A 15,383-nucleotide genomic window follows, 5' to 3' on the forward strand; every position below is an offset into this window, starting at 1 on the left:
GATGCCTGGATTTGTGAAGGCAATTATGCGCGGCGAACCTTCGACCTTCGCCTGCCCCGTACCGACCTGATCATCTGGCTCGATACTTCGCGGCTCACCTGTTTCACCCGGGTGATCATGCGCAGCGTCATGAACCGCCCTCGCCCTGACCTTGCAGCAGGCTGTACAGAGAAACTCGACCGGGCGTTCCTGACCTTTCTGAACTTCGTGTGAAATTTCGATCGAGGCTATCGCCCAGGAATCGAGGCAGTGCGCCTGGCCATCGGCTCGCACATTCCTGTGGTGCACTTGCGCAGTACCCGGCAGATTGCCGCCTTTCTCGATAACTTGGCCGCAACGCCTGGAATCTGTTTTGAATAGGGGGAGGGTCACGGTCCCGGCAGTCGATCCACGCAAGCCCAGCAAGGTTTATGAGAGAAAACCCTCGGCGACGAACGACTGGCTGTTACCGGCCCAGGCCGTGTAAAAACGCATTCGTCACTTTGAAGTCAGCGTTACTACGTGAAATCTGGCGTCGACCGTTTGGTAAGTAGACCTGAAATTTGCGTAGGGACGCGATTTTTGGGCTGTTTTCGTCTACCTCCGCAGATCGAAAACGTTTTTACACAGCCTCGGCCAAAAGGAGCCATTCACAACGGCCTGAAGAAACGTGAGCTATTCGGTGTTATGGAGGAGAAGACCGCGAGTTCGTCTGCAAAGTGTCGCGCTTTCGTCGCGCTTGTTCTTCCTCCGTCAGTGCCTGACGAACGAGCGCCCGAGCCGCCCAGGCGGCAGTGTCGAGTGATTTTTCGATGCTCGCGCGACTGATATCGCGCACGGCGATCAAAGCCTCGGTGCCCATGACGATGGACAGGGCCTGCTTCAGTCGTTTGCGCGACCGAGGTGAGATCTGCTTCGGATCGATTGCTGCCCTTCGCAACCGGTTGCTATCGGCCAGAAGGGACATCGAGACAGCAAACCTCAAAGGGAGCCGAACACTGAGGCCGTTGGCTATTCTAGCCGTTCAGGCTCCTGTCCAGGCCGCCGGCAACCCTTGGCCGACCTTGGCCAGTCTGGCCGGCAAGCAGCCAGGGCCGTTGCTTGCCCATGACGACCGATACTGGCATGACGGCCGTTGGCACGACCGTAGAGACGATTGGCGTATAGATAAGTGGCGTAGAGAGCAAGCCCGCCGAGAAGCTGAACGCCATCGTGATTGGGAGCGCCAACAAGATCGGGCCATGCGGCACCGCTACGAGGACGATCACCGCTACTATCGTCGCTAGTGCGAAGCCACGGGATCAATCCACCTGCAACACTCCTTCTGCTTACACAGAATTTAGTTGCGTTGCATCGACCGGTTGAATCCACAATCAAAAGCTGTCATTCAGCTGGGTCTGCGAATTTGAGGACGATTCAAATGGGCCCTCGCTTCGGCTTGGGCTTTGTACGAAAAGTGCCTACGCCTCGATCATGCTGCGTTGAAAACAGGCTCGTGCACGAGTCCGATCGGAATACTCATTTACAACCAGTAAAGTCGGGCGCGACCCCGGCCGTTCCTCGCCTGTTTTCGGCTTGCCTGATCACCGCTCGGCGATTTTTTCGTACAAGTGCTCAAGCCAGCAACTCGGTGATCCACCGGGCCTGCCGGGCGATGTCTTGCACCTTCTCCTCGGGCACGGCCTGCCGCGCACGGGCGAAGTGGGTCAGGGTCTTCTGCTTCTCGCGCAGCATGCGCTGCCACTTGATCAGGAACGCCGGGCTGCGTGCCTGCATCTGCAGCGGGCCGAAGTAAAGCTCCTCGGCGGTGTACATCACCGGCCCGACGCGCTCGGCGACGATGATTTCGTAGTCGAAGCGATTTTCCCGCAGCAGCTCCTCGCAGAGGATGCAGTAGCCATTTTCCATCAGCCATTGGCGCAGTGGCTGCTCGCCGCCGTTGGGCTGCAGAATCAGGCGCTCCTGGCCGCTCAGGCGCGCCTTGCCGCTGTCGAGAATGTCGCGGATCGTCTCGCCGCCCATGCCGCAGATGCTGATCGCCGTGATCCCGTCTCCCGGCTCGATCGCCGCCAGGCCATTGGCCAGGCGCACGGTGATCCGCTGGTCCAGGCCGTTCTCGCGCACGGTGCGTTCGGCCGAGCGGAACGGCGTCAATGCCACCTCGCCGGCCACCGCCGCCGCGATGGCGCCACGACGCATCAACGCCACCGGCAGGTAGCCGTGATCCGAGCCGATATCGGCCAGGCGCGCACCTGCTGGCACATGCGCCGCCACGCGCTCCAGGCGCATGGACAATGTCTGTTCGTTCAACCGCAGTTCCTTTTTCAGTGTCCGCATCAGGTCGATATCAGCAGGTCGCGAATGGCTCAAGCACCTGTGGTATTGCCGTACCCACATTGAGAGAAATCCCCCATAAATGGGCTGTATTACCCGCATCCTGTTTCAACTTTTTTGATGGAGAACTGGCCACAGAATCAGGCAGCCCCGCTGGCGGGGAATTATAAGCTGTTAAATTTTTAGGCATAGAGAATGCTGTGAGTTCACTAGCGCATTAATTGAGAGTTTGAAGCTGTTACCACTGGAAAAACAGTTTTTCTGGGGCACTCCCTATACAGGCAACCGTTGCCTTGAAAAACACCTGCGCCGCAGATCAGGCGCGCATTGCTAGCCCTTCTAAGGAGTCACTTTCATGCGCATCGAGCCGCTAATCCTCACGCTGGTACTCATTCTCTTCATTTTTGCGATAGGGGCAGCCTGGAGTCTTATCAGCTTGTTCAGCAGTTAAGAGTCAGTGGGAAGCATTCATCATGTTTGGGTTACGGGTGGTGCAAGGTGATCTTGTTCGCAGGCAGTGCTATTGAGTTGCGCGACAGTCATTCGCTAATAATCCATCGAAGACCGCATTTGGCCAATTTGGATCGCTGCCTGCTGCTCTAGATCCGTAAGCGTCCGGCAAACACGTCTAGGCAAAGCAAAACTGGCCGCAAGCGTACTTTGTGTCTGGCGAGACTGGTGCATGGATGGACAGGCGGGGGACAGAAACGACAAGCCCCGCAATTTGCAGGGCCTGTCTGGGCACAAGATCACGCCGGGCCAACATCCAGTCATGCAGAGCTTCAATGACGCAGTTTCAAGGCTTGATCTGGCCCTGATTGGCGCACAAAGAGCCCAGCCCGAGCAGCAGGGCCGAACGCTTGGGTTTCAGGTACGAATCGATCCGCGTGAGGGAGCACTGCAAGCATCCAACCCCAGCTGTCACACAGAAAAGCTCGGGCCAGACGATCGCGGCTGATCAAGGCATAGACCAGTATCGGTGCGGTCACCCACAACAGGCAGACCGACCCCTTGGTCAACAAGGCACAGCCGAGCAGCCCGTAACTGAGCCAGACCCAGCTGCGACCGCCTTGCGCGAACAGAAAGCGCCATGCACAAAACAGCGCCAGCAGACACAGGCCGGTCAAAGGCATTTCAATTTCTGCCCGGCGGGCAAACAGGCTGAACCCGGCATTCGCCGCCAGGAACACCACAGCCAGCAGCGCCACTTGTCGCCCGGCGAATGCACATGCCTGGCGATACAAGGTCAGACAACACAGCGTCGCAAACAGCGCCGAAGGCAGGCGCACGCTCCATTCGGAGAGGCTGCCCAGCAGTGACGTGCTGACCAGGGCCAGCCAATAGAACAGCGGCGGTTTGGACAAGTACAGCTCGCCGTTCATGTACGGCAACAGCCATTGGCCAGCCTCGTGCATTTCCCGTGTCGTAACGGCGCGCCGGGCTTCATTGACGCTCAGGAATGGCAAACTCCCCAGTCCCCAGTAAAACAACAACAGGAGCAACACCGCCACGCCCAGGGTTGGCCAGTCCAGCGCGCGCCGCGCGGTTTGCATCGGTAGGAATGCCTCGCCTTCTTTACTCATACACGCCTTACTCCTTCCCCAAGATGCACGAGAATGCGTGAGTCTGCCCAACGGGTCAGCTCATCGTATTTTCGTGAACTAATAACAACGTATTGCGCCTTCACGTAAGTTCCCGCTGGTTTCCAACGGAACACGAAGTGTAGCCAAGGCTGTAAAAAAGTTAGCGTGCGCTAATCACACTTTTCAGCCCGGGAATATCAATTCTCCTTGTTCTACCCGGCTATGGCTGAGCGCGATGCTGGCAATCGAAGTAAAAAACAGCCGGTTTTTTTAAAGAAAAAAAGGGAGGGCATCCATGCCCTCCCCTCCTCTTTTCACGCGTCTGCGACAGTACTGATCAGGACCTCAAGTGGCGAGAATGAAGTCTGCGGCAGTGATGGTTGTTGCATCGGCCACACCGACCAGGCGGATGGAGTCAGCTATTCCTGCGGAGCTGATCAAGGTATCCGCACCGACATCGGTGATGATGACGCTGCCGGCAAAGGTCGCAGCAGTGACGCCGAACGCGGAAATATCGAGCAGGTCCTGGCCGCCCACTGCGTTAGCATCGAAGCCGATGATCTGATCGGTCCCGAAGCCCGCTGCGAACATGAAGATATCGTTGCCACTGCTGGCAACCATTATGTCGTTGCCAGCACCGCCAGTGACCGTATCGTCGCCGGCACCGCCATCGATAAAGTCATTGCCGCTACCACCCAACAATGTGTCGTTACCGTCACCACCGAGCAGCGTGTCGTTGCCTGTTCCACCATTCAAGACATCCGCCCCATCACCGCCGTCGAGGCTGTCATCGCCAGTGCCGCCGTTGAGGGTATCCGTACCAATGCCACCGAACAGTTGGTCGTTACCGGCGTCGCCATTCAGTGTGTCGTTGCCGCCGTTGCCGGTGAGGATGTCGTTGCCGCCGCCACCATTGAGGGTGTCATTACCCACCCCGCCGGTGATGACGTTACTCAACCCATTACCGTTGCCGACGAAGTTGCCGACTCCGGTGTAGGTCAGATTCTCGACATCAATGCCCAGCGTGTAGCTGGCCAGCGAGGTCTGCACGGTGTCCGTACCGCCACCCACCACCTCGACCACCACGTCCAAGGCTGCATCGACGACGTAGGTATCGTTGCCGGCTCCCCCCAACATCCGGTCAGCACCTGCACCGCCATTGAGGAAGTCGTTACCCACCCCGCCGGTGATGGTGTTGGCCAGTGCATTACCGGTACCGGTGAAGTTACCGGCTCCCGTATAGGTCAGGTTCTCGACGTTGGCACCGAGCAGGTAGTTCGTCAGGCTGGTTTGCACCAGATCGGTACCACCACCCAGCGCCTCGGTGACAACGTCACCGACGTTGTCGACCACAAACGTGTCGTTGCCGGCACCGCCGTTCATCGCATCTGCGCCGAGCCCACCATTGAGGGTGTCGTTGCCGTCCTCGCCATTGAGGACGTCGTTGTCGTCTCCGCCGTTGAGGATGTCGTTGCCAGTGCCGCCAAACAACTGGTCCATACCGGCGAGGCCATTCAACGTATCGTTCCCGCCCAGGCCAAACAGCACATCGTTACCTGCGGTGCCGGTGAGGGTGTTCGCCAAAGCATTGCCCTGCAGTACCACGCCCTGTACCACAACCGCCGCCGTCGCCGCAGAGGTCACCGACTCCAGCGTGCCGAAGCCATCGATGTAGCGCACGATCACTCGCAGTTGCAGATTGACCTGCGCCGCACCAGGGGTGAAGGTCGCAGCAGTCGCGCCGTTGATGTCGGTGAAGGAAGTGCCGACACCTTGCTGCCATTGGAAGCTGAATGTGCCCAGCCCATCCAGATCGGCAATCCCACCCGTCAGCGCGGTCAGCACCTGCCCTTGATCCGGTGTGGTATCGCTGATCAGCAACGCGCCTGTCGGTGCATCGTTGACGTTGGCCACCGGCCCCAGGATGTTGGACGAAGCGCTTTCGGCCGCACCGAAGTCATCCACGTAGCCGATTACCACGCGCACTTCCTGGCCGACCTGAGCCTGGCCAAGCGCGAACGTGCTACCGGTAGCACCGTCGATGTTGACGAAGCCAGGCCCGTTGCTCGCCTGCCATTGGTAGGTGAACTGCGGATTGCTGAGGCCATCAATGTCGATGATGCTCGACGGGTCAGCGGTCAACACTTGGTTCTGCACTGCAAGCCCGGTTACGGTCGGCCCTGCAGTCGGTGCATCGTTGACGTTGTCCACCGGCCCCAGGATGTTGGACGAAGCGCTTTCGGCCACACCGAAGTCATCCACGTAACCGATCACCACGCGCATTTCCTGGCCGACCTGAGCCTGGCCAAGCGCGAACGTGCTACCGGTAGCGCCGGCGATGTTGACGAAGCCAAGCCCGTCGTTCGCCTGCCACTGGTAGGTGAACTGCGGATTGCTCAGGCCATCGAGGTCGATGATGCTCGACGGGGCAGCGGTCAACACCTGGTTCTGCACTGCAAGCCCGGTGACGGTCGGCCCTTCGGTCGGTGTACTGTTCCCCGACGAGTCGACGATCTCCAGCGTGCCCTTGGCATCCTGATACACCGCACGGACGCGGATGTTCAGGCCCGCCACATCGTCCGCCACCCGGTAGGTGGTGCCGATCGCCCGCGATACCTCGCCAGCGGCGATAAAGGTGATGTCTTCAAAGACGCCCGACCCGGCAATGTTTTCGACCTGCCAGTAGTAAGCCACCCCACCGGTCACAGCTCCGGTCGGGTTGGCCACACTCTGGTTGTCCGCGTCGTGTACCGCCCGATCGCTGACGCGCAGCAACTGGCCGGCGACAGGCGTTTCATCACGCACACCGGTGGCAGCATCGAGGATTGCCAGATGACCCGATGGGCCGTTGTTTTGGGCGGTGCCCACTCCGGACGACTGCGCGACGTCAGCGAACTGCAGACGCTCGATGCCCGTCAAGCGATCGACGCCATCACGCCCCGCTACCGAGTCGGTCACAACGACAGTGTTGCCATCGATCTCGACGCTGTACTCCGCCGCATTACCGGAGAACAGCGCGGTGTCGAAGCTGTCATTGCCGGTCAGAATCTCCCGCACGATGACCAACTGGCCTGGGTTGTAAGTACCGTTCAGCATCAGCTGCACCATCGGCGCCATGCTGTCGAACGTGGCGATTTCCGGGCCAGTGCCGTCAGCGTTCGCCCGAACACTGATGCGTACGTTCAGCCACTTGTCACCATCGATGATGTCGTCACCACCGCGACCTTCGATCAGGTCGCTACCACTACCGCCGAGGATGATGTTGCCGCCGTCGAAGAACGTCGCTCCGGCTGGCAGCAAATCAGCCAGGCCGTTGATCAGGTTGATGTTGGTCAGCACACTACCGGTTGCCCCCGCAGTGGGCAGCGATGTGGCATCTTCGTTATCACCGCGCAGGAAGTCACCGTGCGATGAACCCGACAGACCTTCCACGATGTCGAAACGCACCAGCGCCGAAGCACCCGAACCCGGCACGGGTGGAACATCGAAAAAGCGGTCGCTGTAATCGATGGTCACGCCCTGGGCGAGGTCCTTGAAGGTTGCCCAGTCATAGCCGGAGCCGCCGATATAGCGGTCCCCCATGCCGAGACTGCCGACCATGATGTCGTCGCCGCCTTCGGCATTGAACTTATCGTTCTCGTTACCGCCGATGAACACATCGTTGCCGATCACCAGGTCATTGCCAGCCGGGTCGAAGTTGTCGCCAGGTGCACCGTCCGAAGTGCCCTTCTCGATCCAGTCGTCGCCTTCGTTACCCATGTCCTGTTCGTTGGCTTTGCTGCCCAGGATGAAGTCGTTGCCCTGGCCACCAATGGCCTCGGAAGCGTCCTCACCAGTCACGATGAAGTCATTGCCGAACCCGCCAATGATCAGGTTGATGCCGTTGCCTCCGTGCAGCACGTCGTTGCCGTCGCCACCCTGGATGTTATCGTCGCCACCGAGGTCGGTGATGATGTCGTCGCCGGCGCCACCGCGCAGTTGATCGTTGCCGTTACCGCCTTCGATGCGATCGTTGCCGGCATCACCCCAGACCGTGTCATCGCCACCACCCGAGACGAGGATGTCTGCGCCGTTGGTGCCGCCCAGCACGATATGCTCGTCACCCGAGTACCGGATGTAGTTGGCGTCCGGCCCCGCCGTCAGCGGGTTGTCGCGGAATACCACCTGCTCGTTGTTGTCGGAAAGCGGATCGGCGTTGCCCAGGCCATCGTTGTACTGCTTGCTCTGGTCCCTTTCCAGATAGTACGCAGGGTCCGAGAACACCAGGCCTGGCAAGTGCGTGGCCGAGGTGTTGGCCATGATCAGTTTGGCGAACGAGTTGCTTTCCAGTTCGGCGTTCATCGACAGGCCAGCGGTACGCTCCAGGTAGTAGAAGCGGTCACCGTCCTGCAGTTTTTCCAGCTGGTTCTCGAACACGAAGTTGAAGGTCGTGCCGAGCATGCCGCCGAACGGGGTTTTCTCTTCAGCCAGGCCGCCGATCCAGAGGTCGATGGCATCGACCCCCGTGACCGTCACACCCCTCAGATCGTCGGCAGTCCCCAGCACCCCATCCTTGCCGGCCAGTGTTACGTTGGCCCAGGCACCGCTGCCATTGAGGAAGGCCAAGCGGTCAGACGGCGCATCAACACCACCAAATACCAGCGCCATCGCTGCAGCGCGTTTGTCTGCCAGCGTGGTCGCCTCCGTGATCGTGTCATGCGTGCCATAGGCCGCGATGAAGTTGATCAACGACTCTGGATGTTTCAGGTGCTGCACCAGGTCAACCCAGCTGCTGTACGGCTTGAGTTGGGTATCACCGGTTTGGCTGAAGATGTCGCGGCGGATCGCATTGAGCGAGGGAATCCCCACGTCGCGACCACGGGCAATGTTGATCGCCGGCAGGTCAAGCGGCAGACCGAGCAGGTTATTGCGCAGCGCCTCGGTGACGAACTCGTCGATTTCGTTACCGGCTTGCCGAGTCACCCCACGTATGATCGCACTGGTCGCATCCTCTGGCGTCACACCACTGGCGGCGTACGCCAACGGGTTGAGGAACGCCGCGATCAAGCCGATTTGCTGATTCGGATCACCGTTGTTCGGATCGCCAACCACGTTGAAATTGACGTCGAAACGATCGACGGTCTCGGTCAGCATCGAGTGGCCAAACCGGTACACGGTGTGGGCGAACTCGGCGACGATCGAGGCATCGAGGTCGACGTCATAGACTTGGGTCGGTGCGAAGAACAAGTCGACCCTGGGCTGGATGGTCCGCGCAAACTCCTCGAACACCAGGTGCTGATACTGCATCTCGGTGCCGAACTTGGCAGCCTGGAACAAGCGCTCGCCATTCCACACCAGCGCATCGATCTCAGCCTGGTTGGCTGGCAACGCGTTCACCGGATTGAGCAGCCACTCGTTGAGGAAGGCCACGTCACCCGAATCGAGCACGGTGTCCTTGGTCTGTGCGACCAACCGATTATGCTCGGAGTGGAAGATCGCATGCACCGCGGTCAGGCCGATGTTCTCGTTGACCCGGCCATCGCCAGCGATGTAGTGCGCGTCGAGCAGCTCGTTGTCATAGGTCAGGTTGTTGCCGCCTGGGCCAGCTGGCTGCGCATTGCCGACATCAGTGTCAGCATCCGCCTGCAGAACCCCGCCGACGATTACCGGCGCTGCATTGTTATTAATGTCGATGAGGAACTGGTGACCGGTGCGCACAGCATTGGTCAGGCTAATGGGGGAAAGCGGATTGCCTTCGACAAGGACGTCATCAGCCGTGCCACCCAGACCGTCAGCCCCCTTCATCACGACCATAGGGAAGCCGTTCGGCCCCTTGATGAAATTGCCGTAAGCGTCAGTCGCCAACAACGGGGCGTTACCGACGTCGGCATCGGTAAGGTGGATACCGAGGATGTCGTTGGCCTGCGCCTTGACCACCTTCCAGGTCGCCATACCACCGATTTCGCTGTCGTCCGCGGAACCATACTTGCCATCCGCTCCCAGGTCACGGTTAGTGATCAGCCTGCCGGTCGCGATGGGGCCGTTGTCGGTCAGCTCATAACCGCGCAGGAAAACCTGGTGCGACGGGTGCGAGCTGTAGGTCTGGTTTTGGTCCACGAACGGCGAGGTGGTGTTGGTGTGCTCATGGATGTCGTCGGCCGTGCCGAGAACGCCATCCGCCCCTGGCAGGTTGGTCGCGCGGGTCAGCACCATGAAGTTGGCGTTGCCGCCTGGCACATACAGCGGATCATCCGCTTGCAGCGGGATGAAAATGGTGCCCGAACCGCCTTTGGTCACCAGGTCCAGACCGTGATCGAAGAACTGCCCGAAGAAGGTCATCCAGGCGTTGAACGGCGCGGACAACCCCGCATCCGCCGCGGTGTTCTCGAACAGGTACACATCGTGGTCGTCGGCAGTACCGAACTGACCATCCATGCCGGGGCTGGCGACTATCCGTACGCCATCCTTGAGTACGTCGTCGTTACCCACCGTGCCGAAGTTGAGCTCACCGTCCGCACCCGGGTCGTAAGCCGTGGCATAGGCCGCCGGGTTGTTCGAGGTCTGGTCGACGATCAGATTACTGATGATGCGCGGCTGCGAGTCAAACACATAGCCGCTGTTCTGCTGGTACGACGATCCCGGGATGGCCGGCGAGCCGGGGCCAAAGAACCCGGCAGGTGCACCTTCCGCCGGATTGAAGACCGGATCGGTCAAGCGCGGAAAGGTGTTATCCGCGGCACCAAACTCGGTGTTATTAATGCCGTTGAGGTTCATCAGGTTGTTGTTCGAGCCATCGACCGCACGCAGGCCCAATGGTGCGCGGATATTCGGGATCAGCGAGAGGATGTCCTGACCGGCCGCGTCTGCCTCGGCAATCTTGATTTGATCAAGAATGAAGTTGAGGTCGGAGCGGACCATGTGAAGGCCCGCGCCACCCGCAGTGGCATCGACGACAGGTGTCGGCGCCGTCGGCACAACCGGCGCGCCGGGAACCACCACGGCCGTCGGCTGCGAGAACACTATTTCAGTCGTGCCATGACCATCCTGGTAGATCGCCTTGACCCGCAGTGACAGCCCGGCAAGATCCGGGGAGACCTTGAACGCGGTGCCGTCGGCACTTTGGAACGCAAGGTCGCCGGCCGGCAACAGGATGATGTCCTCGAATACGCCGGTGCCTGGATTTGCCTCGAACTGCCAATAGTAGGAAACCGAGGTGTTGTTGACAGTACCCTGCAGATTACCCACCGCGATGTTGTTGGCATCGCGCACACCGGCCATGCTCACGGTCAGTGTGTCGCCCACTGTTATCGCGCCGCCGTTTCCGTCCGTGACAGTCGGCCTGCCCACCGGTTGTGCATTCAGCCCCGTCACCAGCACTTGCTGGGTATCGGCGAACTGCAGGCGTTCGATATGCAGCAAGGTATCGGTGCCGTCGCGACCCGCTACGGTATCTGCCACCGTCCACACATCGTCCGCCACATTGTCCGTGCCGCGGGTGTCATGCGTCACCACATACTCGGACTGGAGCCCGGAGAAAATGGCGGTGTCAAAGGCCGCCCCGCCCGTCGAGGTGCCGGACATGATTTCCCGCACCGCCTTGAGCTGACCTGGGTTATAGGTGCGGTCCAGCATGAGCGGGATCATATCGACCATGCTGTCGAAGGAGGCGATCTCGGGACCGGTATGGTTGACGTCGTCGGCGGCATACACCGCAATTCTGACGTTGATCCATTTGTCGCCATCGATCAGATCATCGCCCCCGCGGCCCTCGATCAGGTCACTGCCATTGCCACCGAGGATGATGTTGCCAGTGGCAAAGCCAGTGGTCGGCAAACCGGCATCGGCCAGAAACTGCTCCAGTCCACGGATCAACGCCACATTGGTCAATGCACCGCCCGTGGCACCACCGTGGTTGACGAGAGTGACCGCATCAACATCATCGCCTTTGAGCACATCGCCGAATTTCGAACCGGACAAGCCTTCGACCTCGGCAAAACGGTCGAGAATCGAGGCCGGCGAGGCGCCGACCGGATTGAACACCCCGGCGTTCTGGTTTGGCGCGTTGCCGTGTGGCTGCGCTAGCGCGGCCAAGGACAGGTCAACGGTCACGCCGACCCTGTCATTTTTGTAGGTCACCCAGTCGAAACCGGACATGCCGTCCATCTTGTCCTGGGCATCGCTGCCGACAAAGATGTCATCGCCACCCTCGCCGATCATTTCGTCGAAGCCACCACCACCGACAAAGATATCGTTGCCGACCACATCGTCATTGAGCAACGGCGAGAAGTTATCGCCAGGCGCACCGTCCTGCATGCCGTTCTCGATCCAGTCATCACCTTCGTTGCCGGTAGGTGGCAGGTTGGTCTTGGCGCCGAGGATGAAATCGTCACCCTGACCGCCGAAGGTGGTGGTGATGTCTTCAGTGGTGACGATGAAGTCCTGGCCATCGCCTCCAAGGATCAGGTTGCCTAAAGCAAGCATGCTACCGGCCACGATCACATCGTTACCGGCATTGCCTTCCAGACGGTTGTCGCCGAACGAGTCGGTGATGATGTCATCGCCCGCGCCACCGAGTACCGCATCGTTCCCGGCGCCGCCTTCGAGGCGGTCGTTGCCTGCATCGCCGTAAACAGTGTCATCGCCGTCACCGGAGATGATGATGTCATTGCCGGCGGTGCCGCCCAGGACGACATGGTCTTCACCGGTATATTGCAGATAATTACTGTCCGCACCCACGGTGTCGGGGTTGTCGCGGATCACCAGCGGCACGATTTCCACGCCGTTGATCATGAGGCCGCCCGTTGGATCGGCTTTGCCGTCCGCGCCAAGGTTAGTGAACTGATTGGCCTGATTCACTTCGAGGCTGAACGTCGGCGTCAGGAACACGGTGTTCGACAGGTGGGTGACATCGCTGTTGAGCATGATCAGCTTGGCAAAGGAGTTGTTCTCCAACTCGGTGCCGAAGTTCAGGCCTGCGGTACGCGACAGGTAGTAGAAGCGGTCGCCGTTCTGCAACGCCTCCAGCTGGGTTTCAAACACGAAGTTGAACGTCGAGCCGAGCATGCCGCCGAACGGCATTTTCTTCTCGGCGAGTCCACCGACCCAGAAGTCGATGTCGTCGAGGCCGGTGATCGTCACACCCGTCACGTCGTCGGCAGTACCCAGCAGCCCATCCTTGCCGGCCAGCGTTACGTTGGCATAAGCACCGGTGCTGTTGAGGAAGTCCAGGCGGTCAGCCGGTGAACCAGAACCGCCGAATACCAGCGCCAAGGCTGCAGCGCGTTTGTCTGCCAATGTGGTCGCCGCCGTAATCGTGTCATGCGTGCCATAGGCAGCGATGAAGTTGACCAACGACTCGGGGTGCTTGAGGTGGTCCGCAAAATCAGCCCAACTGATGTACGGCTTGAGTTGGCTGTCGCCGGTTGATGTGTACATCTCACGGCGCGCTTCATTCAACGTGGGGATGCCAGTGTCGCGACCACGCGCCAGGTTCAGGGCCGGCAAATCGAGCGGTAGACCGAGCAGATTGTTGCGCAACGCTTCGGTGACGAACTCGTCGATCTCGTTGCCGAGCTGGCGGGTCACACCGCGAATGATCGCCCCTGCCGCTTCGTCCGCAGTCGCCCCGCTGCCGGCAAACGCCAGCGGGTTGAGGAAGGCCGCGATTAGACCCATTTGCGAGTCAGGGTTGTTCGGGTCAGTGAGGAGCGGATTGAACTCGGGGTCAAAGCGATCGACAGTCTCGGTCAACATCGAGTGACCGAAGCGGTACACCACGTGGGCGAACTCGGCGAGGATTGCCGGGTTGATCGAGGTGTCATACCCGTTGGGTGCAAGGAATCCGTCGATCTGCGGCTGAACGGTCCGCGCGAACTCCTCGAACACCAGGTGCTGGTACTGCATCTCGGTGCCGAACTTGGCGGCCTGGAACAGGCGTTCGCCGTCCCACACCAATGCCGCGATTTCAGCGGGTGTAGTCGGTATGGCGGCCACGTCGTCCACCAGCCACTCATTGAGGAAGGCCAGATCGCCGGCGGCAAGGAGGGTGTCCTTGGTTTGCTGGACCAGGCGGTTGTGCTCGGAGTGGAACACATGGTGCACCGTGGTCAGGCCGATGTTCTCGTTCACCCGGCCGTCGCCGGCAATGTAGTGAGCGTCGAGCAGTTCGTTGTCGTAGGTCAGGTTGTTGCCGCCCGCACCAACCGGTTGAGCATTGCCGATATCAGTGTCAGCATCCGCCTGCAGAACCCCGCCGACGACTACCGGCGCGGCATTGTGGGCGATGTCGTCGAGGAAGCCATGCCCGGCGCTCACGGCGCTGGCCAGGCTGATCGGAGCATCCCGGTTGCCTTCGACCAGTTGAGTGACGTCATCCGCTGTCCCGGCGATCCCGTCAGCACCGTTGCTGACGCGCATCACCACCTGCGGCATGCCGCTCGCCCCCCGGATGAAGTTGCCATACGCATCGGTTGCCAGCAGCGGCACGCTGTGCACATCGGCGTCGGTCAGGTTGATACCGAGAATGTCACGGGCCTGGGCCTTGACCACCGCCCAGGTCGCCATGCCGCCATTTGTGCCGTCACCATCATCGGCAGTGCCGAACTTGCCATCGGCGCCGAGATCGCGGTTGGTAATCAAGCGCCCCGTTGCAACAGGGTCACCTGCCGCGTTGAGGACATACTCGCGCAGGAACACCTGATGCGAGGGGTGCGAGCTGTAAGTTTGGCTTTGGTCCACGAACGGCGAGGTGGTGTTGGGCTGGCCATCATCGGCAGTGCCGAGTATTCCGTCCGCGCCGGGGGTATGCACTGCACGTGGCAGCACCATGAAGTTGGTCGGGCTGCCCGGTACGAACAACGGATCGTCCGGCTGCAACGGAACAAAAACGAAGTCGGTACTGCTCTTGGTGACCAGGTCGAGGCCGTGGTCGAAGAACTGGCCGAAGAAGGTCATCCACGAGTTGAAGCCGGCGGTCAGACCGGCGTCCGCCGACACGTTGGGGATGAAGAACACTTCCTTGTCGTCGGCCGTGCCGAACACGCCATCCAGACCGGGGCTGATCACCGGGTCTGCACCGCCGTTCGCCGCTACTGCGGCCGGGTTGTTGGCGGTCTGGTCGACAATCAGGTTACTGATAATCCGTGGCTGCGGGTCGACCACCGTCCCTGACGCGGCATAGGCCGCTCGATACTGGGCATCAAGCAGGCGCAGGAAGGAATTGTCCGCGGCGCCAAACTCGCTTTGCCCGGCGACCAGATTGTTGTAGCTGCCATCGACGGTACGCAGGCCGAATGGCACTTGGCTGTTGGGTAGCAAATCACTGAGGCTGGCGCCGTCGGCATGCGCTTCTGCGATGAAGATTTGCTTGAGGATGAACTCCAGGTCCGACTTGTTGAAATTGGCCATTTTAATTGCCCTCGATCTCTTTGGGGAAAGGACACGGGACGATAAGAATCCTCCCGCGCCCAGTCCGGTGCTGGCTTGCGCAGTGTGTTGGTTCTTTTTTTT

Annotated in this window: 3 protein-coding genes and 2 pseudogenes; 1 reads left to right on the forward strand and 4 read right to left on the reverse strand. The window is 60.2% G+C overall.

The annotated features are described in order from the left end of the window. Positions 1-360: pseudogene (locus CUN63_RS01460) on the forward strand (AAA family ATPase); the annotation flags it as partial. 304 nt (positions 361-664) lie between these two features. On the opposite strand, the pseudogene CUN63_RS01465 reads toward CUN63_RS01460, so the two are convergent. From CUN63_RS01465 to CUN63_RS01485, 4 genes and pseudogenes are all read right to left on the reverse strand, one after another. Continuing rightward, positions 665-889 (reverse strand): annotated as a pseudogene (locus tag CUN63_RS01465) (TetR/AcrR family transcriptional regulator); the annotation flags it as partial. A gap of 704 nt (positions 890-1,593) precedes the next feature. Continuing rightward, positions 1,594-2,289, reverse strand: a complete 696-nt coding sequence (locus tag CUN63_RS01475) for a tRNA (adenine(22)-N(1))-methyltransferase TrmK (protein WP_306108958.1) — start codon at positions 2,287-2,289, stop codon at positions 1,594-1,596. 806 nt (positions 2,290-3,095) lie between these two features. Then, positions 3,096-3,896, reverse strand: a complete 801-nt coding sequence (locus tag CUN63_RS01480) for a glycosyltransferase family 39 protein (protein WP_256657652.1) — start codon at positions 3,894-3,896, stop codon at positions 3,096-3,098. Positions 3,897-4,241: 345 nt separating this feature from the next. After that, a complete protein-coding gene (locus CUN63_RS01485; protein ID WP_129436875.1) occupies positions 4,242-15,281 on the reverse strand; it encodes a peroxidase family protein in 11,040 nt (3,679 codons plus the stop codon). Positions 15,282-15,383: the final 102 nt, after the last annotated feature.

The sequence above is a fragment of the Pseudomonas sp. ACM7 genome, from assembly GCF_004136015.1.
Taxonomy (GTDB): Bacteria; Pseudomonadota; Gammaproteobacteria; order Pseudomonadales; family Pseudomonadaceae; genus Aquipseudomonas; species Aquipseudomonas frigoris.

Coding starts and splice junctions, on each gene's coding strand:
- CUN63_RS01485 (WP_129436875.1), bottom strand. CDS start 15,281: ATGGCCAATTTCAACAAGTCGGACCTGGAGTTCATCCTCAAGCAAATC.
- CUN63_RS01480 (WP_256657652.1), bottom strand. CDS start 3,896: ATGAGTAAAGAAGGCGAGGCATTCCTACCGATGCAAACCGCGCGGCGC.